The sequence below is a fragment of the Anaerobacillus alkaliphilus genome (assembly GCF_004116265.1).
GTDB lineage: Bacteria > Bacillota > Bacilli > Bacillales > Anaerobacillaceae > Anaerobacillus > Anaerobacillus alkaliphilus.
In genome coordinates this window covers 804,053-828,987 of the sequence record NZ_QOUX01000046.1, presented here as the reverse complement: position 1 = coordinate 828,987, position 24,935 = coordinate 804,053, and the positions used below count along the sequence as shown (strand labels likewise).

Here is a 24,935-nt window from a genome sequence, read left to right as displayed (position 1 = left end):
CACTTTCTAATCAATAAAATTTTAATTACTAACTGGCCTACCTTCCGTTTGTGGAGAAGGCTTTAAGCTCATTAAATAAGCAATTAAATCTTCCAGGTCCTGTTCACTTAAATAATTGTAGCTAGGCATTATACTTCCAGGTAATATTTTTTGAGGATTGAGTAAGTGTTCACGATGCCAGTCAGCATTCCAGCGATTTCCGACCCACATTAAGTCAGCTCCTGTCCGTTTTGAACCGAGCATTGCCGGAGCTTCATAATAATAATCAGCTGGTTGAGAAATTGGTCCAAGTGTACTATCTGCTAGAACGGGTCTAACGAACATGGTATGACAAACATGACAACCTTCACGGATGTAAACCTCCCTACCACGGTACTCGGCTGAATCATGTGCAAAGTTACGTAATTCAGCATTTTCATTTGGTACCTGCATCTGGTCATCATAGAATGGTAAATACGCAGTGCCAAAAACTCCTATTAAAAATAAAATAGTTGCGCCAATAATATAAGTTAACATTGATCTTTCATTCGCAAAACTTCCCATTTCTCCTTCACCCCCACTATTAGAATGTAGAATGTAGAATGTAGAATGCAAAATTTAGAATTATTTAGGAGCTACTTCAAAGCTACATTAATTTCAATTCATAATTCATAATTCATAATTCATAATTCAAAATTCATAATTCAAAATTCATAATTCAAAATTCATAATTCTCAATTGTCTTATCAAGCTGTACTTTCATTCGTGTTTTGAGTTTTCTTCGAAAGGCGGATTGTCTTATAGAGATTAATGATAAAGAAAATTTGTGCGACAAACATTAATACACCACCAACTGCCCTAATCCAAAAGAAGGGTTGCATCGCTATTAGCATCTCAACAAATCGAAGTCCATATTGTGCACCTTCAATCCATGCAAATCCCTCAAAAACGCCAGCTGTCCAAGTACTAAACGTAAATAATAACAAGCCAATTGTTGACATCCAAAAATGGGTTTCCATTAATTTTTCAGAATAGATATTTTGATATGTTATTTTTGGAAGGACATAATACATCATCGCGAATGCAACGTAACTAAACGCACCAAAGACCGGTAGATGAGCATGACCAGGAACCCAATCAGTGAATTTTACAATTGAACTAGGTCCTTGAAGTGACTGGAAAGGACCTTGTAAACAGGTTATTAGATAAAAAATCGACCCCGAGACTAGAAACTTTAAAGGTGTATTGTGAGCGACAACATGCCATTTTCCTTTCATCGTTCCGAACACATTGGCAAGTACAGCCCATACGGGAATGATAAGAAGTACTGAAGGGATGATACCAGCTTTCATTAACCACATTGGGATAGGACCATTTTGTAGATGGTGAGGCCCATTCCATACATAGAAAGTCGCGATTGTCCAAAATCCGATTAATGATAAACGATGACTATAAAGTGGGTTTTTCGATAAGTATGGTAGTAAGTAATAAATTAAACCAACACCTACAGTTGTAAACCAGAGTCCGATGACATTGTGACCATAAAACCAAAAAATTAAGAATTGTGGAACACCTGACAGTAATTTATATGGCAGGTTACCAATGATATAAAGTCCAGGTAACCAAATCAGGGAACCCATGAAATACCACAGACTAACATAAAGTTGTTTTTCATTACGTTGGGCAATTGTAGTAAAACATATAAATGCCAATGTAATTATTCCTAAAACAACAACGACATCAAGCCATAACGGCCATTCGCCATATTCTGTAGTTGTTGTATAACCTAAAGTTAAGGCAATCGAACCAGCAACGATAACAAAGTTCCAAATATACGCGAGGGAAACAGCCATCTTTGGAAAAGCTAGTTGATTCCGACAGAGTTTAGGGATAACATAAAATAAAGCACCTATGTTTGCCATAGTGAGCCAACCAAACAGCAACATATTAGTATGGACTGGGCGGATTCTCCCAAATTGAAGGTAAACCTGTAGTGGACCCCATACTAAAAAATTTGGCCAAATAAATTTTAGTGACAATATTAGACCGTAAAGCATACCGACTACAAGCCATATCAGTGACGAGTAGAAAAATATCTTTGTAGGTCGGTACATATCATTAGAGGTTTGTGTGGTCATCAGTTACATCCCTTTCAAAATTGTGTTAATACAAGTAATAAATAACGAATAACCTTACTATTTCCAATTGCAATTTCCTTATTCTCCAAAAATTTCATATTTGAGTTTCTTATAATGAGAAGAGGATTGACATTCATACAATCATAGACTAAAATAAAAAATATGAATGAATAGTCATTCATTATATCATGGTGAAAGGGGAAAACCGAGTGGCTAAGCGAAGAGGCCAAAAATATGAACAGATCATCGAAGCTGCTGTAAAGGTTATCGCCCAAAATGGCTATCATCACTCACAAGTCTCTAAAATTGCAAAAGAAGCAGGGGTAGCTGACGGAACGATCTATCTTTACTTTAAAAATAAAGAAGACATCCTTGTTTCTCTCTTTCAAGAGAAGATGGGGAGATTTATTCAAAAGATTGAAGATGAACTAGCAGGAGAAACGTCAATTGAGGAGAAATTATTATTATTAATAAGTATGCATCTTCAACAATTAGAAGATAACCATGCATTAGCAATTGTAACTCAGTTAGAACTACGACAATCCAACATAGAATTACGTAATCGTATTAATGAGGTGTTGAAAGGTTACTTAAAACTGATTGATACGGTCATTTTACTTGGTATTAAGGAAGGAATTTTTTCGGAAGAACTAGATGTCCGAATTGCTAGGCAAATGGTCTTCGGTACAATTGATGAGGTTGTCACAAACTGGGTCATGAAAGAACATAGATACAGTTTAGTGGCTCTTGCACCATCGGTTCACAAAATGCTATTAAAGGCTTTAAGTAAATGAGTCAATGCTAGTTCGGTAGTGCTTTAATTGAGGTTTATCGTCAAGAGTTTGAGTGTAAGCTTCTTGCTTACGACTCGACTCTGCCTTAAATTCTCAAAAATTTTTACAAATAATTTTCTTAATATTCAATTTTGCTGGAATATGTGGAATAATTATTTAGTAACGTACTACATGAACTTAGAGATTAATAGAATTAAGCATTGAGTAAATCAAAGGAGTGAGTGAGGTTGTCTACGTACCAATTTTTCCTTGTTAAACAGGAAGGGCGGATTGCAACAATTACGATTAATCATCCCCCTGCGAACGCCTTATCGTCTCCATTGCTTCGTGAATTATCTACAGTCTTGGATCAACTTGAGAATGATGATGAAGTAAAAGTAATCGTTCTACATGGACAAGGTAGATTTTTTGCAGCGGGTGCCGATATTAAAGAATTTACTACCGTAGAAACAGGAGCTGATTTTGCTCATTTAGCACAATATGGTCAAAAGTTATTTGATCGCATTGAACAGTTCAAAAAACCTATCATTGCTGCTATTCATGGAGCTGCATTAGGTGGTGGTCTTGAGTTAGCTATGGCTTGTCACATCAGACTTGTTTCAGAATCAACAAAATTGGGCTTACCAGAACTACAGCTTGGGCTAATTCCAGGCTTTGCGGGTAGTCAGAGGTTACCCCGCTATGTAGGTGTTGCCAAAGCAGCAGAAATGATGTTAACAAGTGAACCGATCTCTGGTAAAGAGGCTGTAACCCTTGGTTTAGCAAACCATGCATATAATGAAGAGGAATTAATGGAAAAAGCATATGAGTTAGCAAATAAACTTGTTAAAAAGAGTGCTGTTTCTATGAGACTAGCTCTTGAATTGCTAACATATGTAAACCATCATAATTACGAAGAAGGGGTTAAAAAGGAAGCTGAATTATTTGGCATCGCTTTTGACTCTGAGGATGGTAAAGAAGGTATTAAAGCCTTTATTGAAAAAAGGGCACCTCAGTTTAAAGACAACTAGAGAACATAATAATTTCACAAAAAACGATTATTTTAAAAACACTTGTCCATAACTTAAGGGAGGTTAAAGGAATGAATATTTTTGTAATAATGAAGAGAACCTTCGATACAGAAGAAAAGATTACAGTAAGCAACGGCTCTATAAATGAGGATGGTGCAGAATTTATCATCAATCCTTACGATGAATACGCAATTGAGGAAGCATTAGTTCTTCGTGAAAAACATGGCGGTGAAGTAACAGTGATCTCATTTGGTGAAGAAGATGCTGAAAAAGAACTTCGTACTGCATTAGCAATGGGTGCTGACAAAGCAATTCTTGTTGATAGCGAAGAGGTAGAGGCAAAAGATCAATTCACGACCGCGAAAGTTTTAGCTACTGTGTTAAAAGATAAAGAGTTTGATATTATCTTAGGTGGTAATGTAGCTGTTGATGGTGGATCAGGTCAAGTAGGTCCAAGAATTGCAGAAGAGTTAAACATCGCTCACATTACATCAATCACGAAAATTGACATTGATGGAACTGTAGCTACAATCGAACGAGATGTTGAAGGAGATAAAGAAGTTGTTGAAGTTTCCTTACCAATTCTTGTAACTGCTCAACAAGGCTTAAATGAGCCAAGATACCCTTCACTTCCAGGAATTATGAAAGCGAAGAAAAAGCCGCTAGAGCGTCTTGAATTAGATGATCTTGATCTTGAAGAAGAAGATGTAGAAGCAAAAACCAAAACAGTAGAAATCTTTCTACCGCCTTCGAAAGCAGCTGGTAAAGTTCTAACTGGTGATATTGCAGCTCAAGCAAAAGAACTTGTTTCATTATTAAAGACAGAAGCAAAAGTAATTTAACTGGAGGGGATTTATAAATGGCTAGAAAAGTATTAGTTCTTGCTGATGTACGTGATAATTCATTTCGTAACGTTTCCTTTGAAGCAATTGCTGCAGGTAAAAAAGTAGCAAATGGTGGAGAGGTTGTAAGTGTAGTATTAGGTGAAAATGTAAGCGGTTTAACTTCAGAGCTATTTTATTACGGTGCGGACAGAGTGATTACAGTTGAGAATAGTAGTTTAAAAGAGTATACACCAGATGCATACTCTCAAGCTTTATTACAAGTAATTGATGCTGAAACTCCTGATGCAGTATTTATGGGTCATACAGCTGTAGGGAAAGATCTTGCACCACGTATCGCAATGAAAAAACAATCGGGATTAATTTCTGATGCAATTGAATTAGAAGCTGTTGGAGAAGAAGTAATCTTTACTCGTCCAATATATTCAGGGAAAGCATTCGAGAAAAAAGTTGTGACAGATGGAATGATCTTAGCTACAATTCGTCCGAATAACATTCCTCCTTTAGATAAGGATGAGTCAAGAACTGGCGAAGTAAAGGCTCTTGATGTAGAAATTAAAGATCTTCGTACTATTATTAAAGAAGTTGTTCGCAAAAGCACAGGTGGAGTTGATTTATCAGAAGCAAAAATTATTGTTTCTGGTGGTCGCGGTGTGAAAAGTGAGGAAGGCTTTAAAAAGCTCTATGAATTAGCAGATGTTCTGGGAGCAGCAGTTGGTGCATCACGTGGAGCTTGTGACGCTGACTATTGTGACTATGCGCTACAAATTGGTCAGACAGGTAAAGTTGTAACTCCAGACCTTTATATTGCATTAGGTATTTCTGGAGCAATCCAACACGTAGCTGGAATGTCTAACTCAAAATGTATCGTTGCAGTAAATAAAGATCCTGAGGCTTCTATTTTCAGCATTGCTGATTACGGAATTGTCGGAGACCTATTTGAAGTGTTACCACTTTTAATTGAAGAATTCAAGAAAGAAGTAGTAAGCTCATAACAAACGAAGCGAGCCCATTGGGCTCGCTTATAATATTTACGAAAATACGTGGATATAATTCCTTAAGTAAGGGAAATTTCATAGTGTAAGCAATTTTGTAGCTAGCTTTGTTAAAAAGATGTTATAATACGCTATGAGGTAAAAAGATGGATTTTAGGGAGGATTTAACAATGGCAATTGTAAACGTGACGGATCAAACCTTTACTAGTGAAACAAGTGAAGGAGTAGTTTTAGTAGACTTTTGGGCACCATGGTGTGGACCTTGCAAAATGATTGCACCGGTACTAGAAGAACTTGACGCTGAACTAGGCGATAAAGCTAAAATTGTAAAAATTGATGTTGATGAAAATCAAGAAACAGCTGGTAAATTTGGAGTCATGAGTATTCCAACATTATTAGTAATTAAAGACGGTGAGGTTGTTGATCAAGTTGTTGGTTTCCAACCAAAAGAAGCTTTAGCTGAATTATTAAATAAACACGTTTAGTACGAAAGCCACTTTTAAAGTGGCTTTTTTGTGTGTAAAAAATATCTTCTACATTTTACATTCTACATTTCACAGACAATTATGTTATAGTTACTCTCATATAAATATCATCGATAAGTAGGTGATTAAAATGGAGAAACTTAAGGAAAAACTTGCAATATTGCCAGATCAACCTGGTTGTTACTTGATGAAAGATCGACAAGGAACAATTATTTACGTTGGTAAGGCAAAAATATTGAAAAATAGAGTTAGGTCTTATTTTACTGGTTCTCATGATGGAAAAACGCAGTTGTTAGTAAGTGAGATAGAAGATTTTGAATATATTATCACGTCATCGAACCTTGAAGCATTAATCTTGGAACATAATTTAATTAAGAAGTATGATCCGAAATATAATGTGATGTTAAAGGATGACAAAAGTTACCCATATTTGAAAATTACTGCTGAAGAACATCCTAGGTTAATTACAACTAGAAATGTAAAGAAGGATAAAGGAAAGTATTTTGGTCCTTACCCTAATGCTGGGGCAGCTAGTGAGACGAAAAAACTTCTTGATCGTCTATATCCATTAAGAAAATGTAGCACCATACCCGATAGAGTATGCCTATATTATCATATTAACCAATGCCTAGGACCATGCATTCAAGAAGTGAGCGAAGCTACAAATCGTGAAATGGTTGAGGAGATCTCTCGTTTCTTGAACGGTGGTCATAAAGAAATTAAAAAAGATTTGTTTGCTAAAATGGAAAAGGCTGCTGAAGCATTAGAGTTCGAACGAGCAAAGGAATACCGTGACCAAATTCAACACATTGAGGCAGTGATGGAAAAGCAGAGGATAACAATTGCTGATGATGTTGATCGGGACGTTTTTGGCTTTGCTTACGATAAAGGCTGGATGTGTGTACAGGTCTTTTTTGTTCGTCAGGGAAAGCTAATAGAACGTGATGTTTCGCTGTTTCCAGTTTATCAAGAGCCTGATGATGAATTTTTAACATTCCTAGGACAATTCTATAGTCAAAAAGAGCACATTAAGCCCAAGGAAATATTCCTACCAAAATCAATTGATAAAGAGCTAGCTAGTGATTTTATCCAAGTTCGAACCGTTCATCCTCAAAAAGGACCCAAGAAGGACTTAATTGAACTGGCAGGTAAAAACGCAGAAGCGGCTTTAAAAGAAAAGTTCGCTTTAATTGAACGTGACGAAGCAAAAACGGTTAGGGCTATTGAAAACTTAGGGATTGCTTTAAATATTCATTCACCCCATCTAATTGAAGCCTTTGATAATTCGAACATTCAAGGTGTAGATCCAGTTTCCGCTATGGTCTCGTTTGTTGATGGAAAACCAAATCGTAAAGGATATCGAAAATATAAAGTGAAAACAGTAACAGGCCCGGATGACTATGAATCAATGAGAGAGGTTGTTAGAAGACGTTATTTAAGACAACTTAAAGAAAACCAACCATTACCTGACCTAATTGTGATTGATGGAGGTAAGGGACAAATTTCAGCTGCTCAAAGTGTTATTGAAGACGAGTTAGGTTTATCAATTCCCGTATGTGGTTTGGCAAAAGATGATAAACACCGAACGTCACAATTATTAATGGGTGATCCACCTGAAATAATCCCATTAAAAAGAGATAGTCAGGAGTTTTATTTGTTGCAACGGATCCAAGATGAAGTTCACCGTTTTGCAATTACATTTCATCGTCAAATTCGTAGCAAAACTTTGTTTACATCTGTTCTTGATGATATTGATGGAGTAGGAGAGAAACGGAAACGTACATTGTTAAAACATTTTGGATCAGTTAAGAAAATGAAAGAAGCCGAGTTAGAAGATTTTCGTAGCATAGGAATACCAGAAAAAGTAGCATTGGCTCTAATGGAAAAACTAAAAGAGTAAGATGGAGAGTTTTTCTTTCTCTCCCACATTTACAATTACTTTTTTTTCTGATAAACTACTTCTTAATTGAATATCCAATACTTCAAATGTTGAAGTGGTGGTAGAGGTGCAAAAACCAAGAGTAAATTATCGTAGGATGATGAGGTCCAGTAATGATAATTAAAAGGGGAATTTGCCGAAGTGTAACACTCGCTCACGAGTTTTATGCTGGACCTGCATTGAAGAAATGTAGGGCTGTCACACAGTCACCCCAATGATTGTGTGGAGAACTATCTCACGTGTACGGGAACATTATTTTTCGTTTCTATTGTTTTAACACATTAAAAAGTTAAAGCATCAGTGAGGGTTTTCTTCTTACTGATGCTTTTTTATATGGAAAAACTACTGAGATAGAATTGGGGAAAATATAGAAATTGAAAGGATGTTACGTATGGGGTTAGTGGTGCAAAAATTCGGTGGAACTTCAGTTGGAAGTGTAGAAAGAATCAAACATGTTGCAGGTAGAGTGATAGAAACGGTTGAAAACGGTGATCAGGTTGTCGTAGTTGTCTCTGCGATGGGTAAGTCAACTGATGAGTTAGTAAAATTGGCTAACGATATAACGGATAAGCCTAGTAAAAGAGAGATGGATATGCTACTTAGTACTGGTGAGCAAGTGACTATATCGTTATTATCAATGGCATTACAGGCGAGAGGTTATGAGGCAGTTTCATTAACTGGCTGGCAGGCAGGGATTATCACAGAAGCTTGCCATAGCAATGCTCGTATTACGAAGTTTGAGGAAGAAACAATTAAACAACATTTGGGTGCAGGGAAAATCGTTATTGTTGCTGGTTTCCAAGGTGTAACTGTAGATGATGAAATTACTACTTTAGGAAGAGGAGGATCAGATACGACAGCAGTTGCTCTCGCAGCTGGCTTACATGCTGATCGTTGTGATATCTTTACTGATGTAACAGGCGTATTTACAACAGACCCAAGAGTAGTAAAAAATGCTCGGAAATTAAGCTCAATTTCCTATGATGAAATGTTAGAATTAGCAAACCTTGGTGCAGGAGTATTACATCCTCGTGCTGTTGAGTTTGCAAAAAATTATCAGGTAAAATTAACGGTTCGTTCTAGTATGGTTGAAGAAGAAGGCACAATGATTGAGGAGGAAGTAACAGTGGAAGAGAATTTAGTTGTACGTGGTCTAGCTTTTGAAAGTAATGTGGCTAAAATATCAGTTTGTGGCATGCCAAACCAAATTGAAGGACTATCAAATTTATTTACAACACTAGCTGCAAACAATGTGAATGTGGATATTATTATCCAAAATGTCATCGCAAGTGAGAATACAAATATTTCCTTTTCAGTTCTTTCTGAGAAGTTAACTGAAACGTTAGAAGTACTTGAGCAAAATCGTGAAACATTAAAATTTCAAGAAATCTTGCACGAAACAGGACTAGCCAAAGTATCAATAGTAGGTTCAGGAATGATCTCTAATCCAGGTGTGGCTGGTCAAATGTTTAAAGCTCTTTCAGAAAAAGGGATTTTAATAAAAATGGTTAGTACATCAGAAATTAAAGTTTCTACGGTTGTAGACCAAAAAGATATGGTGTTGGCTGTCGAGACACTTCATGAAGAATTTCAATTAGATAAAGTTAAGGTTACTGTTTAGTATTACTGAGAAAACGAGCAGCATCTTGATGCTGCTCGTTTTTTACACGCTTTCATCGTACACATCCCATTTAACGTGAAAAATCAGCGTTGGATGCCCTTTTTTTTGTACTTCGTTTGTTTCTGTCATATACCCGACAATACGTTGAATTTGCTCAGCTAGAAAACCAGCTTCTAGAGGTCGATGTATTTGTTTTTTTTGCCCAAATAAGCTAGACGTTAACTCAAAGGTTAATTCTGATTTTTTTTCTTTTAACAGTGTTAACTCTCCCCAACCTGCTCGTTGGAAGAAACCAATAATTTCTTCAATGGAGTTAACCGGATATTTTCTTGCAAGTGATTTCCCCGACCAATATAAAATAATATTATGCTCTTTTCCAAGAAGATCTGGTAGAACATCTTCTCTTAATAAATCGTAGCCAAACAAAGGAATTTGCAGTTCTGTTTCATCTATGGTTGTTGTCTTTTTTTGACCAAAGATCATCATCCGTCCCCCAATTTTTTTGTGTAAGTCATGTAGAATTTTAGTATGGCTCTAAGTTCAAACTTATAAATCATTGATTTCTACAATTAACTTTTACTCTATAAAGTATTATACTTCTTTTATTGTGAATTCACTATATGCTATTTCTAAATCTGTGGTATACTAAGTCCCGAACAAAATTCGGAGGTAAAGATGATGAATTTATCTAAAGGTAAGTTTTTAACCCCGTTTCGCATTATTATTATCTCATATATTGTAGCAATGTTTTTATTTAGTTTGTTGCTATATTTACCCATTTCAAGCTTACCTGGTGTAAACGTGACATATCCGGAAGCCTTGTTTACTTCCGTTAGTGCAGTAAGTGTAACTGGACTAACAGTTGTGAATGTTTCCGAAACGTTCAGCTACATAGGTATTATTTTTTTGGCAATAGCTATTCAATTAGGCGGAATTGGAATTATGACCTTAGGGACATTTGTTTGGATGATCTTTGGTAGAAAAATCATTCTTTCTCAAAGAATGCTTATCATGGTTGACCAAAATCAAAATAATTTCTCGGGTCTTGTGAACTTAATGCGTGGGATACTAGTTGTTGCGTTAGCGATTGAATTAATTGGTGCACTTATTTTAGGAACATACTTTTTAAATCATTTCGATACAGTTGGTGAAGCATATTACCAAGGAGCTTTTGCATCCCTAAGTGCTTTTACAAACGCAGGTTTTGACGTTACTGGCCAATCATTAATTCCTTTTGCAAATGATTATTTTGTCCAACTCGTTACTGTTTTGTTGATTTTTGCTGGAGCAATTGGCTTCCCGGTGTTAATGGAGTTAAAGCAGTATTTCTCTAAAGAACACCCGAATTTCAAATTTAGCTTATTCACCAAGATTACTACAGCCACATATTTCATTGTGTTTTTCTTTGGTTTTATCTCCATTTGGGCGTTAGAGTATGGGCACTATTATGTAGGACTAGAGTGGCATCAGCAATTATTTCATTCTTTATTTAATTCAGCTACCGCAAGAAGTGGTGGGTTGGCGATCATGGACGTTTCAGATTTAAGTCTGGCAACACTACTCTTACTTTCAGGTCTTATGATTATTGGTGCGAGTCCATCAAGTGTAGGTGGTGGAATTAGAACCACTACTTTAGCGGTAATGTTCTTAACTATTCGGAGCTTTGCGTTAGGAAAAAGCGATGTGAAGGTGTTTGGTCGTGAAATTCATCAAGAAGATCGACAGAAAGCATTTATTGTCCTATCTGTATTTATTGTGATGTTATTTACAGCGATTATTTTAATTGCTGCTTTTGAAAATAGTAGTGAATTTGCATTAATGGCCATTATATTTGAAGCAAGTTCTGCGTTCGGAACATGTGGTCTCTCTATGGGGATAACACCATACTTAAGCTTACCAAGTCAAATGGTGTTGATGGTACTTATGTTCATTGGTCGTGTCGGTTTGGTTGCCTTCTTGTTCTCTGTACGTAAAAAAGAGACAAAAAGCTATTACAAGTATCCGACAGAACGCATTATTATTGGGTAAAGGAACTGTTCATGAATAAGTTCATGAACAGTTTTTTTTTTTTTTAAAATTAGGAAAATGGAACAATTATTACTAATTGCTCAATAATAGGAAAAAAATCTAGTGAACTTTTAAAAAGTGGTTTTAATGCAATAATTACTCTTGTTTGAAAATTAAGACTTTTTCAAACAAAATTGGCAATTCAAACAATTTGTTAGGAAATAAAGTAAGGAGAAATTCTTACTGTACCAACAATTCTAGCAGGTTTTACTAGGGATTATTTGTTGATTAAACGCTTTCATTAAACAGAATTTTACAAACTGTAAAGTGTATCCGTTTTCTTGACCTAACAGATAGATGAGAGTAAAATAAAAATGTCACATTATATTCAAAGATAGTGTTTTTAATCTTGTTGACAATCCCAAAAAACTATTATCCTAGTGTTTATTCTAGAAATTATGGGGGGATGCGTTCCTAATTATTGTTAAATGTTAAACAAAAAGATTTTTTAGAAAATCAATACTTTAGTTATTCTACTGAAGTATAAAGCTTTCCCAATTGAAAAGCTGAGGTTTTATTACCTTACAAAACTACTATTAACAGGGGGAAACAAAGAATGGCCGGTAATCGAGAATTTTTCTTTCGTAAGTTGCACTCTTTATTAGGAGTTATACCAGTAGGACTTTTTCTAATTGTTCATTTAGCGGTTAACTATTTTGCAACGTATGGAGCAGATACTTACAACCAAGCAGTAAAATTCATGGAAGGTTTACCACTTAGACTTGCTATGGAAATTTTTATCATCTATTTACCAATTTTATTCCATGCTATTTATGGGCTTTACATTGCATTCCAAGCAAAACATAACACGAGTGCATATGGTTACTTCCGTAACTGGATGTTCAGACTTCAACGTTCGACTGGTGTATTCACGGTAATCTTTATCGCTTGGCATGTATGGGAAACAAGAATTGCTGCGGCACTAGGACAACCAGTAAACTTTGATATGATGGTTAACATTGTTGCTAATCCTTACGTTCTAGCATTCTATATTGTTGGTATAGTTGCAGCTACTTTCCACTTCGCAAACGGACTTTGGTCGTTTTTTGTAACTTGGGGAATCACTATTACTCCTCGATCACAACTAATTTCAACGTATGCTACGCTAGGAGTTTTCGCAGTGTTGACGTTTATGGGTGTTCGATCAATCTTAGCATTTATCTAGGCAAAAAATTAAGGAGTGGTCATGATGAGTAAAGGAAATATTGTAATTGTTGGTGGTGGCTTAGCTGGACTAATGGCTACTATTAAAGCTGCAGAAGCTGGTATGCATGTAGATTTATTTTCTGTAGTTCCTGTAAAACGTTCTCACTCTGTATGTGCCCAAGGCGGCATTAACGGAGCTGTAAATACAAAAGGTGAGGGAGACTCGCCGTATGAGCATTTTGATGACACTGTATACGGTGGAGATTTCCTTGCAAACCAACCACCAGTAAAAGCTATGTGTGAAGCTGCACCTGGTATCATTCACTTAATGGACCGTATGGGTGTAATGTTTAACCGCACACCAGAAGGTTTACTAGACTTCCGCCGTTTTGGTGGAACACAACACTCGCGTACAGCTTTTGCTGGTGCTACTACTGGTCAGCAGTTATTATATGCTTTGGACGAGCAAGTTCGTCGTCATGAAGTTAGAGGTTTAGTTAAGAAGTATGAAGGCTGGGAGTTCTTGTCAGCAATTATTGATGATGAGGGTACATGTCGTGGAATTGTAGCTCAGCATTTGGCAACTTCTGAAGTTGTGCATTATAAAGCAGATGCAGTAATCATCGCAACTGGTGGCCCAGGAATTATTTTTGGAAAATCAACGAACTCAATGATTAACACTGGATTTGCTGCAGCTAAGTTATATGAGCAAGGCGTTTATTATGCAAATGGAGAATTTATTCAAATTCACCCAACTGCGATTCCAGGAGATGATAAACTTCGATTAATGAGTGAATCAGCTCGTGGTGAGGGCGGGCGTGTTTGGACTTATAAAGATGGGAAGCCTTGGTACTTCTTAGAAGAGAAATATCCTGCTTATGGAAACTTAGTTCCACGTGATATTGCTACAAGAGAAATTTTCGATGTTTGTGTAAATCAAAAACTTGGCGTTAACGGCGAGAACATGGTTTACTTAGATCTTTCTCATAAAGATCCGAAAGAACTTGATATTAAACTTGGTGGTATCATGGAAATTTATGAAAAGTTCATGGGGGATGATCCTCGTAAACTTCCAATGAAAATTTTCCCTGGAGTTCATTACTCAATGGGTGGAGTTTGGGTAGATTATAACCAAATGACAAATATCCCTGGATTATTTGCAGCAGGTGAAGTTGATTATTCTCAGCATGGTGCAAACCGTTTAGGTGCTAACTCTCTACTTTCAGCTATCTATGGTGGTATGGTTGCAGGACCTAAGGCTGTTCAATATATTAGTGGATTAGAAAAGTCTGCTGATGATTTATCATCTACTCTATTTGATAATCATGTGAAAGAACAACAAGAAAAGTTTGACTCTATCTTAAAAATGGATGGAAAAGAAAATGCATATTCTCTTCATAAAGAGTTGGGAGAATGGATGACTGATAACGTTACAGTTGTTCGTGAAAATAAAAAATTACTTCAAACAGATGAGAAAATTGTTGAGTTAATGGAACGTTATAAAGACATTAATATTAACGATACAGCTAAATGGAGTAATCAAGGTGTTGCCTTTACTCGTCAGTTAGAAGGAATGTTAAACCTAGCTCGTGTAATTACTTTAGGCGCATACAACCGTGATGAAAGTCGTGGGGCACATTACAAACCAGAATTCCCTGATCGTAATGACGATGAGTGGTTAAAAACAACAAAAGCGAAATTCAACGCTGCTAAGAACGCTCCTGACTTCGAGTATGAGGAAGTAGATGTTTCATTAATCAAGCCACGTAAACGTGACTACACTACGAAAAAGAAAGCGAGTGAATAAAGATGAGCCAAAAAACTATTCGATTTATAATCACTCGACAGGCGGACTCTAATTCTACTGCATTTAAAGAAGAATTTGAAATTCCGTATCGTGAGAATATGAACGTTATTTCGGCTCTAATGGAAATTCGTCGGAATCCTGTGAATTCTCAAGGACAAAAGACGACTCCTATTTCTTGGGATATGAGCTGTTTAGAAGAAGTATGTGGTGCTTGTTCAATGGTGATCAACGGCAAGCCTAGACAATCATGTACTGCACTGATTGATCAGTTAGAGCAGCCTATTCGCCTAGAGCCAATGCGTACGTTCCCAGTTGTTCGTGACTTAGTTGTAGACCGTACAAGAATGTTTGAATCGCTAAAGAAAGTAAAAGCGTGGATTCCGATCGATGGTACGTATGACTTAGGCCCAGGACCTAGAATGGCAGAAAGTAAACGCCAGTGGGCTTATGAGCTTTCTAAGTGTATGACTTGTGGTGTCTGTTTAGAGGCATGTCCAAATGTGAATAGTAAATCACCATTTATTGGACCAGCCCCACTTTCACAAGTTCGCTTATTCAATGCTCACCCAACAGGTGAAATGAACAAAGCTGAACGTTTAGAAACAATTATGGGAGAAGGCGGTTTAACAAACTGCGGTAACTCTCAAAACTGTGTTCAGTCATGTCCAAAGGGAATTCCATTGACAACGTCAATTGCAGCTCTTAACCGTGACACGACGATCCAATCCATTAAGAATTTCTTTGGTAGTGACAATAATATTTAATCGCTAAAGTTATAGAGGAGGCTGTAAACAAACTAGTTATTTTGAGACTAACGTTTCAAAAATGCTAGTGAAACAGCCTCTTTTTCTTAATTAATTGTTCGGATAATTCGTTGTAGGAATTAATTAAGAGAACTTTCATAGAATAATATGAATGAATAATCATTCATAAAAAGGAGCGAATTATGATGAAAAACATATCTTACATTGAAAATGTTGAAAGTTGGGTGAGTAGATTTAGTTACTCGTATCCAATCAAAGTTCGTTTTTCGGAAACAGATGCATTTGGTCATTTAAACAACACTAAGGTCTTTGTTTATTTTGAAGAAGGACGAATTGAGTTTTTTAAAGAAATTGGTCTAATGCAAGAATGGTTATCAAGTGGCGGAGAAGGAATCCCTGTTACTTCAGATTTACAATGCGATTATTTACGTCAACTTTACTTTGATGACCGTTTAAATATTTTTGTTAAGGTACATTCGATTGGGAGAACATCTGTTGATCTACACTATATGATTAAAAATGAAAAAGACGAAGTTTGTATCACAGGACGAGGAAGAATGGTTCAAGTTCACAAGAAAACTGGTAAGCCAATGGAGTGGGATGAAAACATGAAGAAAAAACTTGAAACTTCTATCACAACAATGAATATTTAAGTCACACGGTAACACCCTTTCACATAGGATATCGTAGCTAAGTACTAAAATATTCCTATGCATTGCAGCCCGTGCAAGAGAGGGTGAAATTATTGAAAGATCACGAATTCCGACCTAAACCACTACTCACAAAACGTGAGAAAGAAGTATTTGAACTTTTAGTTCAAGATAAGACAACAAAGGAAATCGCACAGGAACTATTCATAAGTGAAAAAACTGTTCGTAATCACATTTCAAACACAATGCAAAAACTTGGAGTAAAGGGGCGCTCTCAAGCAGTCATTGAATTGGTGCGGTTAGGATATTTGAAGATTTAGACTTTTGAAGCTGACTTATAAATGTTGAAGAGACATTTATTAAAGTCAGCTTCAATTAGTTCTAACTTAAACATAATAATTTTTAAAGTTTGTGCTAATTTGTTATAATGAGTAAGATATATTATGTAAACAAAACTTTCAACAGTTTACAACTGGTTCTACCATATAAAAAAACTATATGGAGTTCAGGCTTTCGGTTGATGTAATGGCAAAAAAGAGTAACTTAATTATCTAGTTTTTTTTAAAAAGAGTATTTATAACTGCTGGTATTACAAATATTGGTTTTAAAATTATGTTTATATGACAACTTGAGAAATATTATGTTAAGAATTTGATACAGTACTTGAAATTAAGGACAAAAACAAGGAAAATAAACTCATAATGTCGAAACGCGGACTATACTTTAAGGAGGCATAAAATGGAAGAAAACCAGAATAACGAAACTCAGGTAACGCATATAGAAAAATCTCTTAGAAAGATTGCAGAGCTGGTCAAACAAAAAGGTCGAGAAATTTTAACACAATTTCCAATAACACCTCCACAATTCGTTGCATTACAATGGCTTCACGAATATGGTGATATGACGATCGGTGAATTGTCTAATAAAATGTATTTAGCTTGCAGTACTACAACAGATTTAGTTGACCGAATGGAAAAAAATGAACTTGTAGAGAGAGTGAAAGATACGACAGACCGTCGTGTTGTACGTATCCACTTACTAGAAAAAGGTGCGACGATTATTGGACAAGTAATTCAAAAGCGTCAAGATTACTTAAGTGATGTATTGAAGCACTTATCTAGTGAAGAAGTTAATATACTTGAAAAAAACTTAAGTCACCTTTATGAGGAAATGAAAAGAGACTAATAAGCTACTAAGAAATACAGAGAAAAAGAGGGAAATGTTTGAATAGAGCAATTGGAGTTATTGATTCCGGAATCGGAGGCCTAACTGTAGTAAAAGAAATGCAAAGGCAACTCCCGAAAGAGGAAATCCTTTACATCGGGGATACTGCTAGATGCCCTTATGGTCCTAGACCTGAACAGGAAGTTCGACAGTATACTTGGGAAATGATTAATTATTTGATTGATCGAGAAATAAAGATGCTAGTTATAGCTTGTAATACAGCAACGGCTGTTGTCCTGGAAGAAGCAAGGCAGATATTAGATATACCAGTGATTGGGGTTATTCATCCTGGAGCTATATCTGCTTTAAAGGTCACCAAAAATGATCACGTAGGGGTTATTGGTACAGTTGGTACAATTAACAGTGATGCTTATAAGAAAACTCTACAAAGTATAAATAACCAAATTAAAGTAGAGAGTTTAGCATGCCCGTTGTTTGTACCTCTTGTTGAAAATGGGATTTTTGATGGTGAGGAAGCTTATGAGGTAGTTTCGAAGAGTTTACAACCACTACGAGACGTTAGCATTGACACGTTAATACTGGGGTGTACACATTACCCTCTTATTAGTTCTGTTATACAAAAAGTTATGGGAGAGAATATTGAAATTATTTCTTCGGGTGATGAAACTGCGAGGGAAGTAAGTGCGCTTCTTTATCATAAACAATTACTATATACAGGCGATCGAGAACCTAACCATACGTTTTTTACAACTGGTGAAGAAGTGCGGTTTAAAAGGTTTGCTGAAGGATGGCTTGAATCGAAGATTAACCATGTAACAACGATATCACTTACGTAAAAGCTCTAATCTAGGGCTTTTTATTTTTCCTTCTAATAGTCTATGTAACGTATTACTATTTTACAAACTTCCTGAAAAAAATAAAAGGGTTGGTCTAAAATAGTAAAAAGCTCGTATACATAGTAGTACAAACCATCCAAGGAGGGAATATACATGCGTATAAGTTACAAAGCAGGAGTTCCAGTACTCGTTGCTCTATCTATTGTTGTTTCGGGGTGTAGTGCTGGGTCAAATAAAACAATGACTGAAACTGATCCACCACCAATTAGTTACGTAAATGAGAATGTAACGCTCGATACTGAAGTTGAAGAAACAAGCAATGAAGTCGTTGTTGAAAGTACAATGAGAGAGCTTTATCTAGTTGATCAAAATGGTTTAGTCACACCACAAGCTTTATCTCTACCAAAGTCCGAGGGAGTGGCAAAACAAGCATTAGAGTATTTGGTTCAAGATGGACCGGTTTCACAAATTTTGCCTAATGGCTTCAGAGCAGTACTTCCTTCAGGAACAGAAATCTACGGGGTAAACATTAAAGATGGCGTAGCAATAGCTGACTTTTCTGAGCAGTTTAAAGAGTATCATCCAGAAGATGAGTTGAAAATCCTTCAATCTATTACGTGGACTCTTACTCAATTTGAAAGTGTTGAAACCGTAAAAATTAGAATTAATGGCTATGACCAAGATGTCATGCCTGTAAATGGGACACCAATCGGTGAAGGATTTAGTCGTTCTAACGGAATAAATATGGAAAGTACGAACATTGTAGACCTTTCAAACAGTAAAAGTGTTACATTGTACTTCCTTGCCCAAAATGGAGATAATGTTTACTATGTGCCTGTCACTAGAAGAGTAAATGCGAACGAAGAACAGTTAACAGCAGTAGTGTCTCAACTACTAGCAGGACCTTCTAGCTTTTCAACGTTGTTAACAGATTTTCGTTATGGAGTTCAACTGTTGGAAGAGCCACGTTATGCAAACGGTGTAGTAACAGTTAACTTTAATGAGGCTGTATTAAACCACATGGATGGAACAGCCATTAGTGATGAAGTTTTAAATCTATTAGTTCTTTCTTTAACGGAGCAGTCTGGAGTAGAAAAGGTAGCGATAGAAGTGAATGGCGATAGCAAGGTTTTATTAGAGACTGGTGAATTTCTATCTGAGCCTGTTTCTAGACCTTTAAAAGTAAATTCAGGTAAATACTAATTAGATGATGGGGTGTCTTCAATAAAAAGACACCTCTTTTCGTATTAAAGTGCTTTTTGCTTATTTTCCTGACAGCAATGGTTAAAATAGTTAGGTAGTGAATACGTTGTAGAAGAATGTAATCATTGGTATGATAGAAAATGAATGAAATGTAAGGAGGAAATTGGATGCGTGTTGATGGACGTCAATTAGATGAGTTACGACAAGTACATATAGAAACTGAATATATAAAACATCCGGAAGGTTCTGTTCTTATTACTGTAGGGGATACAAAGGTGATTTGTACAGCGAGTATTGAAGACCGGGTACCACCTTTTATGAGAAATCAAGGAAAAGGCTGGATTACTGCAGAATATTCCATGCTCCCTAGAGCCACGGAGCAAAGAAACATAAGAGAAGCCTCTAAAGGAAAAGTAACAGGCAGAACGATGGAAATCCAACGATTAATTGGTAGAGCTCTTCGTTCGATTGTAGATTTAGAAAAAATTGGTGAGCGGACTATTTGGATTGACTGTGATGTTATCCAAGCAGATGGTGGCACTCGGACAGCTGCCATTACGGGGGCTTTTGTTGCTTTAGTATTAGCTGTCGAGAAATATATGACAGCAGGAAAAATTAACAGCTTTCCAATTAAAGATTTTCTAGCGGCAGTATCTGTTGGTATTGACTCTAAGTTAGGTGAAATCTTAGACTTGAATTATATTGAGGACTCGAGTGCAAATGTTGATATGAATGTCATCATGACAGGAAATGGTCAATTCGTAGAGTTGCAAGGAACTGGAGAAGAGGCAACCTTTACAAGAGAACAGCTAAACTACTTATTGGATCTTGCTCAGAAGGGAATAAACGAGTTATTTTTAGCTCAGATCGAAGCATTAGGTTCAATTGCTGATAAAATTCCAGCACAATTAAAAACAGAAAGATAGGAGTTTTACTAGTGAATGAAATACTCATAGCTACGAAAAATCAAGGGAAAGTTCGTGAATTTGAAGATCTTTTTGGTCAATTTGGGTACCGTATAAAATCATTACTAGATATAAAAAATGCAGTGGATGTTGTCGAAGACGGTGCAACCTTTCAGGAAAATGCATTAAAAAAGGCTGAAACGATTGCTAATCAGTTTCAAATTCCAACAATAGCAGATGATTCAGGTTTAATTGTCGATGCTCTAAATGGAAGACCAGGTGTCTATTCTGCTCGTTACGCAGGTGAGGGGAAGAATGATCTAGCAAATCTTAAAAAAGTGTTAGAAGAATTAAAGGATGTACCGCAAATTGAACGTGCTGCTCGTTTCCATTGTTCATTAGCACTAGCTATCCCTGGAAAGCAAACAGTTGTTGTTGATGGTACCTGTGAAGGGTTTATTACGAAAGAACCTATAGGAGATCAAGGTTTTGGCTATGATCCAATTATGCTTATACCATCACTTGGGAAGACTATGGCACAACTAACGAAACAAGAGAAAAACGCAATTAGTCATCGTTCAGTGGCTTTAAAAGGACTGGCAGAATTATTAAGCAATGCTGTACTGAAGTAGTCCTGTCAGGCTAAATGAATAAAGGGGATCATAGATGAAAGTCTTAATTATTAGTGATAGCCATGGTCTAGAAGAAGAGTTGTTCCAAGTTTTACGTAAACATGAAAAAGAAGTCGAGCTTATGATTCATTGTGGTGATTCCGAACTTCCCAAAGCGTTATTTAATGAGTTCAGTAATTTGCTTATGGTCGGTGGGAATTGCGACTACGACAAGGAATATGATCAAGAAATAACAACAATGGTATCGAACTATAAAGTTTTTATCACGCATGGACATATGTATAACGTAAAGAGCTCAGCTGTAAATCTTTCCTATCGCGCTGAAGAGTTTGGTGCGAAACTTGTTTGTTATGGACACTCGCATATAGCTGTATCTTTTCAAGAAAATGGAGTAGTTTATATTAATCCTGGTAGTTTTAAGTTACCTAGAAAGCGTAAGGAACGTACCTATGTCCTTATAAATTTTAAGGATAACGTCGCAACTGTTACTTATTATGATCATACAGGTACTGAAATTCTAGACTTGAAAAATAGGTATGACCTAGTGTAAAATACAATTAAGCAGCTAAAGAGAAAAAAATCTTAGCTGCTTAATTATAAAAGTGTTGACATTTGGTCATTATAGTTGTATACTAAATATTGTCGCTTAAGAAATACAAAGTTAGTAATGCGGGTGTAGTTTAATGGTAAAACCTCAGCCACGAAGCAAAGCTTCACTGATTAAACTACGAGTTGTCTCGACGGATTTACTTCTGAGCATTTGCTAGAAGAGGAAGAGACATTCCGGAAGGCTGAGAAGTTATTTATTAATAAATCTTGTATATGCGGGTGTAGTTTAATGGTAAAACCTCAGCCTTCCAAGCTGATGTCGTGAGTTCGATTCTCATCACCCGCTCCAAAACAACTTGTCTCAGTAGCTCAGCTGGATAGAGCATGGCACTTCTAATGCCAGGGTCGGGAGTTCGAATCTCTCCTGGGACGCCATTTTTACATAATTTATAGTATAAGTTTTATGGGCTTATACTTTTTGTTTTATTAAGTCGTATATGAACTAAAAATAACCTAGACAATTTGTCTAGGTTATTTTTAGTTCCATCAAATTTTTTTTATTTTTTCATGACTAATAATGGCTTTAATTGCAGTTTGCAGATTTGTTAGTATTGCGTCCTCGGATAGTTTCATGACATTCCAACCGGTACTACGTAGGTATAGTTCCTTGTGTTTTAATCCTAAATAGCGAACAAAAGCTGAACTCGTTTTTGGATAAATAAGAATTGCAATTTTATACTGTTCTAACGCAAGAGGAATAGATAAGTACCCAAGGCGAATATTTGGACTAACATAAATTCCCGATTTTAACAACTGATCATACAAATTTCTTTCGTGGTCTGTATTACACCTATAACGTAAGTTCTTGACTGTAAGGAATTTTCTCTTTTTTGATTGTTTTATCCCTAGTAAATACAGCGTGTTAAAAATAATTGCTAATACTCCGTATTCAAAAAACATCCAATTCATATTGCATCACCTTTACCATTTTGGACACATTATCTCCAAAGTAACCTCGAAAATTTTTAATATTTTTTTTAATTAGAATAAACCTATGACTGACAATCGTGTAAGCGCATTCAATAAGTGTGAGTATTCTAAATTGTCAAATTATTTTTAAAAAAGTGGTTGACCAGCACTAGTAAAGAGCGTATTATAATCCTCAAATACAAAAAACACAGGTGTTAAGACGAAGTTTTTATGTCAGAAATAATGACAAGAAAAACGATTGTAAATAGTTAACCGTTTATAAATATTAAAGTCTGAATATTCAATTAAGTAATGTTGCCACTATCCTTATATAGTAAAATTAATATCATGAGTGGTAATAAACTAGGGAGTTGGAATGATATGCGCAGTGATATGATAAAAAAAGGTGTCGATCGTGCACCACATCGAAGTTTACTTAGAGCTACTGGTGTAACTGAAGAAGACATGAATAAGCCATTTATTGGTGTATGTAATTCATATATTGATATCATTCCTGGTCATGTTCATTTAAATGAATTTGCCAAAGTAGTAAAACAAGCCATTAGGGAAGCTGGTGGAGTTCCTTTTGAGTTTAATACAATTGGGGTGGATGACGGCATAGCAATGGGGCATATAGGAATGCGCTATTCGTTACCATCCAGAGAGATCATTTGTGACGCAGCCGAAACTGTTATCAACGCTCATTGGTTTGATGGAGTCTTTTATATACCTAACTGTGACAAAATAACGCCTGGTATGTTAATGGCATCTGTCAGGACAAATGTTCCTTCGGTTTTTGTAACGGGAGGTCCGATGGAAGCTGGACGTACAAAGGACGGGAAAAGCTTATCACTTGCTTCGGTATTTGAAGGAGTTGGAGCCTTTCAATCTGGGAAAATGTCACGAGAAGAGCTACTGGAGATTGAGTCATCTGCTTGTCCAACCTGTGGATCGTGTTCAGGAATGTTTACTGCAAATTCAATGAACTGCTTAATGGAAATGGTGGGTATGGCCTTACCGGGGAACGGTACAATTGTTGCCACTTCTGATGACCGTAAAAGACTTATCAAGGAAGCCGCCAACCACTTAATGAACTTAATAGAAAAAGATATCCGCCCTAGAGATATTATTACAAAGGAAGCTATTGATGATGCGTTTGCGCTAGATATGGCAATGGGAGGATCTACGAATACAGTTTTACACACTCTAGCTATTGCGAATGAAGCGGAAATAGAATATGACTTAAAGCGAATTAATGAAGTAGCTGAACGCGTTCCTTATCTTTCAAAGATAAGTCCAGCTTCAGATTACTCTATGCAGGATGTTCATGCTGCTGGTGGAGTTAGTGCCATAATAAAGGAACTTTGCACTATTGAAGGAGCCATACATCCAGATAGAATAACGATTACGGGAAAATCTTTATATGAAAATGTAAAACATGCAGAGATTACAAATGATGAAGTTATTCGTCGTAAAGAAAATCCATACAGTCCAGTAGGTGGTCTTTCAATCCTATTTGGAAACATTGCCCCAGATGGCGGTGTCATTAAGGTTGGTGGGGTTGATCCTAGTATCCAAACCTTTGATGGAGAAGCAATTGTATTCAACTCACAAGATGAAGCCTTAGAAGGAATTAACAATGGTTCTGTTAAAGAAGGTCATGTAGTAGTAATCAGATACGAAGGACCAAAAGGTGGTCCAGGAATGCCAGAAATGTTAGCACCAACTTCTTCAATTATGGGTCGTGGATTAGGTACAAAGGTAGCGTTGATAACTGATGGAAGGTTTTCAGGAGCCTCAAGAGGTATATCCATTGGACATATATCTCCAGAAGCTGCGGATGGTGGTCCAATAGCTCTTGTAGAGAACGGTGATCGAATTGTCATTGATTTACCTAACCGTACCATTCACCTAGACGTATCCGAAGAAGAGTTAGCAAATAGAAAAAAATCTTGGGTAGAGCCAGAGCCAAAAGTGAAAAAAGGTTATCTCGCTAGATATTCAAAGCTAGTAACCTCTGCCAATACTGGTGGAGTGATGAAATACTAATTTTTTTTACAGTGAAGTTTTAATACAGAAAAACGTTGAAGAGGAAAAGTAAGAATAAGGTACGTATCTTCAGAGAGCCGTTGTTGCTGCGAAACGGTGGTACCCCTTGTTCCGAACTCACCTCTGAGTGTCAATATGAAAAAGAAGAAATTCTTAGTAGTATTGACCGAGTGATACCGTCACTCGTTATCAAAAATGAACGAACTATTCGTTCCTGAGGTGGTTATTTGAGGAAATAGCCATGAAAAAGGGTGGTACCGTGAAAAGAAACCTTTTCACCCCTTACCGATAGCGTCTTTGCGCTTTCATTAGGTGGTGAGAGGTTTTTTGTTTTTAAAAATAGGGAGTTTTTATTCATTTGAAAAATAGT

General features: G+C 36.4%; 24 protein-coding genes, 2 tRNA genes, 1 riboswitch and 1 other annotated feature. Of the genes, 22 read left to right on the top strand and 4 right to left on the bottom strand.

Going from position 1 to position 24,935, the window contains the following annotated elements:
- Positions 1-21: 21 nt before the first annotated feature.
- A complete protein-coding gene (locus tag DS745_RS19250) occupies positions 22-543 on the bottom strand; it encodes a cbb3-type cytochrome c oxidase subunit II (protein ID WP_129079836.1) in 522 nt (173 codons plus the stop codon).
- A gap of 182 nt (positions 544-725) precedes the next feature.
- Complete coding sequence (locus DS745_RS19245) at positions 726-2,093, bottom strand: cbb3-type cytochrome c oxidase subunit I (protein WP_277750943.1); 1,368 nt, start codon at positions 2,091-2,093, stop codon at positions 726-728.
- Between the two features lie 233 nt (positions 2,094-2,326).
- On the opposite strand from DS745_RS19245, the gene DS745_RS19240 reads away from it, so the two are divergent.
- The 7 genes from DS745_RS19240 (at position 2,327) to DS745_RS19210 (ending at position 9,803) form a co-directional block, all read left to right on the top strand.
- Positions 2,327-2,911, top strand: coding sequence for a TetR/AcrR family transcriptional regulator (locus tag DS745_RS19240; RefSeq protein WP_277750936.1), 585 nt, complete (start codon positions 2,327-2,329; stop codon positions 2,909-2,911).
- Positions 2,912-3,138: 227 nt separating this feature from the next.
- The gene (locus tag DS745_RS19235; protein WP_129079833.1) at positions 3,139-3,921 is read left to right on the top strand and encodes an enoyl-CoA hydratase; all 783 of its coding nucleotides are present in this window, start codon (positions 3,139-3,141) and stop codon (positions 3,919-3,921) included.
- A 71-nt stretch (positions 3,922-3,992) separates the two neighbouring features.
- On the top strand, positions 3,993-4,763 hold the full coding sequence (locus tag DS745_RS19230) for an electron transfer flavoprotein subunit beta/FixA family protein (protein WP_129079832.1): 771 nt from the start codon (positions 3,993-3,995) through the stop codon (positions 4,761-4,763).
- A 17-nt stretch (positions 4,764-4,780) separates the two neighbouring features.
- Complete coding sequence (locus DS745_RS19225) at positions 4,781-5,758, top strand: electron transfer flavoprotein subunit alpha/FixB family protein (RefSeq protein ID WP_129079831.1); 978 nt, start codon at positions 4,781-4,783, stop codon at positions 5,756-5,758.
- A 170-nt stretch (positions 5,759-5,928) separates the two neighbouring features.
- On the top strand, positions 5,929-6,243 hold the full coding sequence (gene trxA, locus DS745_RS19220; RefSeq protein ID WP_129079830.1) for a thioredoxin: 315 nt from the start codon (positions 5,929-5,931) through the stop codon (positions 6,241-6,243).
- Between the two features lie 130 nt (positions 6,244-6,373).
- On the top strand, positions 6,374-8,143 hold the full coding sequence (gene uvrC, locus DS745_RS19215; RefSeq protein WP_129079829.1) for an excinuclease ABC subunit UvrC: 1,770 nt from the start codon (positions 6,374-6,376) through the stop codon (positions 8,141-8,143).
- 93 nt (positions 8,144-8,236) lie between these two features.
- Positions 8,237-8,423: riboswitch (Lysine riboswitch) on the top strand.
- A gap of 150 nt (positions 8,424-8,573) precedes the next feature.
- A complete protein-coding gene (locus DS745_RS19210; RefSeq protein ID WP_129079828.1) occupies positions 8,574-9,803 on the top strand; it encodes an aspartate kinase in 1,230 nt (409 codons plus the stop codon).
- Positions 9,804-9,845: 42 nt separating this feature from the next.
- Here the strand turns inward: DS745_RS19210 and DS745_RS19205 are convergent, their stop codons facing one another.
- Positions 9,846-10,286 (bottom strand): YslB family protein, encoded by a 441-nt coding sequence (locus DS745_RS19205; RefSeq protein ID WP_129079827.1) that lies wholly within the window; start codon positions 10,284-10,286, stop codon positions 9,846-9,848.
- A gap of 195 nt (positions 10,287-10,481) precedes the next feature.
- On the opposite strand from DS745_RS19205, the gene DS745_RS19200 reads away from it, so the two are divergent.
- From DS745_RS19200 to DS745_RS19135, 14 genes are all read left to right on the top strand, one after another.
- Positions 10,482-11,831: a TrkH family potassium uptake protein gene (locus DS745_RS19200; protein ID WP_129080101.1), complete on the top strand. Its 1,350-nt coding sequence runs from the start codon at positions 10,482-10,484 to the stop codon at positions 11,829-11,831.
- 595 nt (positions 11,832-12,426) lie between these two features.
- Positions 12,427-13,035, top strand: coding sequence for a succinate dehydrogenase cytochrome b558 subunit (locus tag DS745_RS19195; RefSeq protein ID WP_129079826.1), 609 nt, complete (start codon positions 12,427-12,429; stop codon positions 13,033-13,035).
- A gap of 24 nt (positions 13,036-13,059) precedes the next feature.
- Complete coding sequence (gene sdhA / locus DS745_RS19190; protein WP_129079825.1) at positions 13,060-14,823, top strand: succinate dehydrogenase flavoprotein subunit; 1,764 nt, start codon at positions 13,060-13,062, stop codon at positions 14,821-14,823.
- A gap of 2 nt (positions 14,824-14,825) precedes the next feature.
- Positions 14,826-15,587, top strand: a complete 762-nt coding sequence (sdhB, locus tag DS745_RS19185) for a succinate dehydrogenase iron-sulfur subunit (RefSeq protein WP_129079824.1) — start codon at positions 14,826-14,828, stop codon at positions 15,585-15,587.
- Between the two features lie 185 nt (positions 15,588-15,772).
- Positions 15,773-16,240 (top strand): acyl-CoA thioesterase, encoded by a 468-nt coding sequence (locus tag DS745_RS19180; RefSeq protein ID WP_129080100.1) that lies wholly within the window; start codon positions 15,773-15,775, stop codon positions 16,238-16,240.
- A 92-nt stretch (positions 16,241-16,332) separates the two neighbouring features.
- Positions 16,333-16,557, top strand: coding sequence for a helix-turn-helix domain-containing protein (locus DS745_RS19175; protein WP_129079823.1), 225 nt, complete (start codon positions 16,333-16,335; stop codon positions 16,555-16,557).
- 418 nt (positions 16,558-16,975) lie between these two features.
- A complete protein-coding gene (locus DS745_RS19170; protein WP_129079822.1) occupies positions 16,976-17,422 on the top strand; it encodes a MarR family winged helix-turn-helix transcriptional regulator in 447 nt (148 codons plus the stop codon).
- Between the two features lie 38 nt (positions 17,423-17,460).
- Positions 17,461-18,258: a glutamate racemase gene (gene racE / locus DS745_RS19165; RefSeq protein WP_129079821.1), complete on the top strand. Its 798-nt coding sequence runs from the start codon at positions 17,461-17,463 to the stop codon at positions 18,256-18,258.
- Positions 18,259-18,411: 153 nt separating this feature from the next.
- Positions 18,412-19,461 (top strand): GerMN domain-containing protein, encoded by a 1,050-nt coding sequence (locus tag DS745_RS19160; RefSeq protein ID WP_129079820.1) that lies wholly within the window; start codon positions 18,412-18,414, stop codon positions 19,459-19,461.
- 167 nt (positions 19,462-19,628) lie between these two features.
- Positions 19,629-20,387 (top strand): ribonuclease PH, encoded by a 759-nt coding sequence (gene rph, locus DS745_RS19155; protein WP_129079819.1) that lies wholly within the window; start codon positions 19,629-19,631, stop codon positions 20,385-20,387.
- Positions 20,388-20,398: 11 nt separating this feature from the next.
- Positions 20,399-20,998, top strand: coding sequence for an XTP/dITP diphosphatase (locus DS745_RS19150; RefSeq protein WP_129079818.1), 600 nt, complete (start codon positions 20,399-20,401; stop codon positions 20,996-20,998).
- A 34-nt stretch (positions 20,999-21,032) separates the two neighbouring features.
- The gene (locus DS745_RS19145; RefSeq protein WP_129079817.1) at positions 21,033-21,548 is read left to right on the top strand and encodes a metallophosphoesterase family protein; all 516 of its coding nucleotides are present in this window, start codon (positions 21,033-21,035) and stop codon (positions 21,546-21,548) included.
- Between the two features lie 274 nt (positions 21,549-21,822).
- A tRNA-Gly gene (locus DS745_RS19140) sits at positions 21,823-21,896 on the top strand.
- Between the two features lie 9 nt (positions 21,897-21,905).
- Positions 21,906-21,982, top strand: a tRNA-Arg gene (locus DS745_RS19135).
- 111 nt (positions 21,983-22,093) lie between these two features.
- Here the strand turns inward: DS745_RS19135 and DS745_RS19130 are convergent.
- Positions 22,094-22,516 (bottom strand): hypothetical protein, encoded by a 423-nt coding sequence (locus tag DS745_RS19130; protein WP_129079816.1) that lies wholly within the window; start codon positions 22,514-22,516, stop codon positions 22,094-22,096.
- A 381-nt stretch (positions 22,517-22,897) separates the two neighbouring features.
- On the opposite strand from DS745_RS19130, the gene ilvD reads away from it, so the two are divergent.
- Complete coding sequence (gene ilvD, locus DS745_RS19125) at positions 22,898-24,565, top strand: dihydroxy-acid dehydratase (protein ID WP_129079815.1); 1,668 nt, start codon at positions 22,898-22,900, stop codon at positions 24,563-24,565.
- Between the two features lie 26 nt (positions 24,566-24,591).
- Positions 24,592-24,851: a binding site (T-box leader), on the top strand.
- Positions 24,852-24,935 lie beyond the last annotated feature (84 nt).

What these genes read in the sequence shown, in the direction of transcription:
- DS745_RS19250 (WP_129079836.1), bottom strand. Translation starts at nt 543, where the DNA reads ATGGGAAGTTTTGCGAATGAAAGATCAATGTTAACTTATATTATTGGC.
- DS745_RS19245 (WP_277750943.1), bottom strand. Translation starts at nt 2,093, where the DNA reads ATGTACCGACCTACAAAGATATTTTTCTACTCGTCACTGATATGGCTT.
- DS745_RS19230 (WP_129079832.1), top strand. Translation starts at nt 3,993, where the DNA reads ATGAATATTTTTGTAATAATGAAGAGAACCTTCGATACAGAAGAAAAG.
- DS745_RS19225 (WP_129079831.1), top strand. Translation starts at nt 4,781, where the DNA reads ATGGCTAGAAAAGTATTAGTTCTTGCTGATGTACGTGATAATTCATTT.
- trxA (WP_129079830.1), top strand. Translation starts at nt 5,929, where the DNA reads ATGGCAATTGTAAACGTGACGGATCAAACCTTTACTAGTGAAACAAGT.
- uvrC (WP_129079829.1), top strand. Translation starts at nt 6,374, where the DNA reads ATGGAGAAACTTAAGGAAAAACTTGCAATATTGCCAGATCAACCTGGT.
- DS745_RS19210 (WP_129079828.1), top strand. Translation starts at nt 8,574, where the DNA reads ATGGGGTTAGTGGTGCAAAAATTCGGTGGAACTTCAGTTGGAAGTGTA.
- DS745_RS19205 (WP_129079827.1), bottom strand. Translation starts at nt 10,286, where the DNA reads ATGATCTTTGGTCAAAAAAAGACAACAACCATAGATGAAACAGAACTG.
- DS745_RS19200 (WP_129080101.1), top strand. Translation starts at nt 10,482, where the DNA reads ATGAATTTATCTAAAGGTAAGTTTTTAACCCCGTTTCGCATTATTATT.
- DS745_RS19195 (WP_129079826.1), top strand. Translation starts at nt 12,427, where the DNA reads ATGGCCGGTAATCGAGAATTTTTCTTTCGTAAGTTGCACTCTTTATTA.
- sdhA (WP_129079825.1), top strand. Translation starts at nt 13,060, where the DNA reads ATGAGTAAAGGAAATATTGTAATTGTTGGTGGTGGCTTAGCTGGACTA.
- sdhB (WP_129079824.1), top strand. Translation starts at nt 14,826, where the DNA reads ATGAGCCAAAAAACTATTCGATTTATAATCACTCGACAGGCGGACTCT.
- DS745_RS19180 (WP_129080100.1), top strand. Translation starts at nt 15,773, where the DNA reads ATGAAAAACATATCTTACATTGAAAATGTTGAAAGTTGGGTGAGTAGA.
- DS745_RS19170 (WP_129079822.1), top strand. Translation starts at nt 16,976, where the DNA reads ATGGAAGAAAACCAGAATAACGAAACTCAGGTAACGCATATAGAAAAA.
- DS745_RS19160 (WP_129079820.1), top strand. Translation starts at nt 18,412, where the DNA reads ATGCGTATAAGTTACAAAGCAGGAGTTCCAGTACTCGTTGCTCTATCT.
- rph (WP_129079819.1), top strand. Translation starts at nt 19,629, where the DNA reads ATGCGTGTTGATGGACGTCAATTAGATGAGTTACGACAAGTACATATA.
- DS745_RS19145 (WP_129079817.1), top strand. Translation starts at nt 21,033, where the DNA reads ATGAAAGTCTTAATTATTAGTGATAGCCATGGTCTAGAAGAAGAGTTG.
- DS745_RS19130 (WP_129079816.1), bottom strand. Translation starts at nt 22,516, where the DNA reads ATGAATTGGATGTTTTTTGAATACGGAGTATTAGCAATTATTTTTAAC.
- ilvD (WP_129079815.1), top strand. Translation starts at nt 22,898, where the DNA reads ATGCGCAGTGATATGATAAAAAAAGGTGTCGATCGTGCACCACATCGA.